Below are 327 nucleotides of genomic sequence, written 5' to 3' on the forward strand. Positions count from 1 at the left end.
AGGGCGCGGCTCTCACCATCAGCGGCCTGACCGCCGGCATCGCGGCCATGGTCTATCTGCTGCGCCTCAACATCGGCAGCCCGATCGCCGGCGTCGGCTACGAGCTCAACGCGATCGCCGCGGTCATCATCGGCGGCACCAGCCTCAGCGGCGGCAAGGGCTCGATCATCGGCACGCTGGTCGGCGCCTGTATCCTGCAGGTCTTGAGCACCGGGCTGCAACTGCTCGGCGTCGGCGACAATTTCAAACCGATCGTGATTGGCCTTGTCATCGTGCTGGCCGTCATCCTAGACGCTTATCGGGAGAGGCTGTTGCGGAGGATCCGCT

1 pseudogene is annotated in these 327 nt (G+C 65.4%); it reads left to right on the forward strand.

What is annotated here, in order from left to right:
* Positions 1-327 (forward strand): annotated as a pseudogene (locus EN808_RS35565) (ABC transporter permease); the annotation flags it as partial.

This window comes from Mesorhizobium sp. M8A.F.Ca.ET.165.01.1.1 (assembly GCF_004792065.1).
GTDB lineage: Bacteria > Pseudomonadota > Alphaproteobacteria > Rhizobiales > Rhizobiaceae > Mesorhizobium.